This is a genomic window from Dietzia timorensis (genome assembly GCF_020742175.1).
In the GTDB taxonomy this organism is placed as follows: Bacteria; Actinomycetota; Actinomycetes; order Mycobacteriales; family Mycobacteriaceae; genus Dietzia; species Dietzia timorensis_A.
On sequence record NZ_DYXM01000237.1, the window covers coordinates 1 to 3,023 of the forward strand.

Consider the following 3,023-nt stretch of genomic DNA (forward strand, 5'->3'; position numbering starts at 1 on the left):
AGAGCTCACGCACCTTCGACACAAGAGCCGGGTCGTGTTCGAAGTGAGAAACCTTGTTGGACATATTAACCTCTTTTGTAAAGCGACGTGTTGAAAGACACAGTACATCAAATCGGCCTCAATGCAATGGTCGACAATCGTTCGACCCCAACAGCAAGAATCGGCATTCTCGACGGCCTGACAGCCGCGCGGAAATGCGCGTATCCGGCGCTTTTTCGGGAATCGGACGCCATCGGCGATTAGCTTGTCTCGTCAACCAGCGCTATGGTTCTTAGGTCGATCTAAGGGATGTCGTAGGCAATTCCCGCCTTCTTCGTGTACCTCGGCATCCCCTTTCGCAGTCACTTGAAAGGAGACCGGGTGCAAGAAAGTCCTGACCCCAGCGACAACGAGAAGAAGCCCTCGCCCGCACTTGAGCGCAGCAAATTCGGTGGCACAGACCACGCTCACGACTCGAGGCGGCACAAGAGAGGTGAAGAACTTCTTCCCCCAGTCTCGAGCCGGGAACTCGGCGAGGCGCAGCGCGAGCTGGAAAAGGATTTACAGGGTCGGCCGACGCGAAAGTCTCACGTCAACTGGCCCGTCTTCATCATCTCCTCACTCGTGATCCTCGCCTTCTCCCTGTGGGCCATCCTCACGCCCGACAAGGCGTCCGACACGATGGCCGACATCGTGGCGTGGGGCTCGGCGAACCTCGGCTGGGTCTTTGTCGTCACTACCACCGCCGTCATCCTGTTTGTTCTGTGGGTCGCCTTCTCCAAGGAGGGGCAGGTCCGGTTGGGGCCCGACCACTCGCGCCCGCAGTACAAACTCTTCACGTGGGTGGCGATGTTGTTCGCCGCCGGCGTGGGCATCGACATGCTATTCTACTCGGTCACCGGGCCGATCACGCAGTACTACAGCCCACCGATGGAGATCCCCGAGAGCCCTGCCGCCGCGCGCGACGCAGTCATCTGGACGATGTTCCACTACGGAATCGCCGGCTGGAGCATGTACGCGCTGCTCGGCATGGCGATGGGGTACTTCGCGTACCGCTGGGGTATGCCGCTGTCGATTCGCGCCGCCCTGTACCCGTTGATCGGTAAGCGCATCAAGGGTGCGCCCGGCGACGTAATCGACATCTTCGCTCTCGTCGGCACCGTGATGGGCGTGGCCACCTCGATGGGTATCGGCGTAGTCCTTCTCGCGATCGGCTTCGCGACGCTGTTCGGCCTCGAAGCCGGGCTCGCCCTGCAGATCGGCCTCGTCGTCGTCGCGGTGCTCGTGACGATCGCTGCCACCTCGTCCGGCGTGGACAAGGGCGTCCGCATCATTTCCGAGCTCAACCTGTGGGCGGCCGGCGCGCTGGTGCTCTACATCGTCGTCACCGGCAAGACGTCCTTCCTCCTCCACGCGCTGGTGGAAAACGTCGGCGAGTTCGTGTGGACGCTGCCCGAGCGACACCTGCAGACCATGGCCTACGAGCCCGACGGCTCCGAGTGGATGGCCTCGTGGACGCTGTTCTTCTGGGCATTCTGGCTCGCCTGGGGTCCGTTCGTCGGCGTGTTCCTCGCCCGCATCTCCCGAGGCCGCACGATCCGCGAGTTCGTCATCGCCGCGATCACCGTGCCCGTGCTCTGCGACATCGTCATCATCTCCGTATTCGGCAACAGTGGCCTCGCCGAGGTTTTCGACGGCAACACCGAGTTCGCCCAGCTCGCGCAGGACTCGCCCGAGCAGGGGTTCTACTCGCTATTGGAGATGTTCCCCGGCTCGACGTTCCTCATCGCCCTGGCGACCTTCTCCGGCCTGCTCTTCTACCTGACGTCGGCCAACTCCGGCGCCATGGTGATGTCGAATTTCTCCTCGTTTATCCCCGATCCGGCCGAGGACGGCGCCAAGTGGCTTCGCGTGTTCTGGTCGCTGCTCACCGCGGTTCTCACCATCGCGATGCTCATCGCGGGCGGCGTGACCACGATGGAATACGCGACGCTGATCTTCGCCCTGCCGGTGACGGTGATCGCGTGGCTCGTGATGGCCTCGTTCCTCAAGGCTCTACGAATGGAGAGGGCCGAGCGCGAAGGACGCAGTATGTACCGTCGAAGCCAGGCTGCGGGCGGCGGCTACGCCCCCGAACGATCCTGGCGCCAGAGGGTGTCCGGCATGCGCTCGTACCCGTCGAAGAAGAGCGTCACCTCCTACATCGAACGCACCGTGGGGCCCGCACTCACTGACGTCACCGCCGAATTCCGCGAGCAGGGCTACGCAGCGGAGCTGTCGAATGTGCCGGACCCCGACAGCGGGATCGAACGTCCCACGTTTACCGTTCACGTGTCCGGGGAGCGCAACTTTCTCTACCAGGTGGTCGCGGTGTCGACGCCGATCCCGACGTTCGGCGGCCGCACGCCGACAGACGAAACGAACACCTATTTCCGGCTCGAGGTGTTCACGCACACCGGTTCCGAGGGCTATAACCTCATGGGGATCACCAAGCAGCAGCTCATCGACGACGTTCTCGACCGCTACGAGGCGCACCTGATGTTCCTCGGGCATTCGAGCGACGCCGATGCGTCGAGCTTTGTGACGCCGGCGATCGATCCGGAATCGACGACCTAGTCGCGGTCGCCGCATAGCGCGCTAGAAGTTGATACGAGAAGGGAGCAGGCCACGGCGGCCTGCTCCCTTTTCGTCGCGCCGCCAAATCGGGGCTACCGTTACTCGGTATGAAGCTCTCGCCGACGCTCGCCGCAGCCACCGCGATCTCCTTCGCGCTCGGCTTCCCCTTCGGCACGCTCGCAGTTCCCGCGTCGACGCCCGCGACCGTGATGCTCGTGCGATTCACGGTCTCCGCCGTCATAATCGGGGCCATTGCCGCGGCGATGAAGCTCCCCTGGCCGCGCGGCCGGCAGGCATACCACGCGGCGATCGTCGGAATCGTGAGCCAGGGGTTCCAGTTCCTCGGCGTGTACATCGCGCTCGACCACGGCGTGCCGCCGGCCATTGCCGCGCTCATCGTCGCGATGAACCCGGTGCTCACCGCGGTC

At 63.5% G+C, this 3,023-nt stretch carries 2 protein-coding genes; both read left to right on the top strand.

Features of this window, described 5'->3' with window-relative positions:
- Positions 1-528: 528 nt before the first annotated feature.
- Positions 529-2,595: a choline BCCT transporter BetT gene (betT, locus tag K8V11_RS12375; protein ID WP_303914763.1), complete on the top strand. Its 2,067-nt coding sequence runs from the start codon at positions 529-531 to the stop codon at positions 2,593-2,595.
- Between the two features lie 107 nt (positions 2,596-2,702).
- The coding region (locus K8V11_RS12380) for an EamA family transporter (protein WP_369693077.1) at positions 2,703-3,023 on the top strand (321 nt) is incomplete at its 3' end.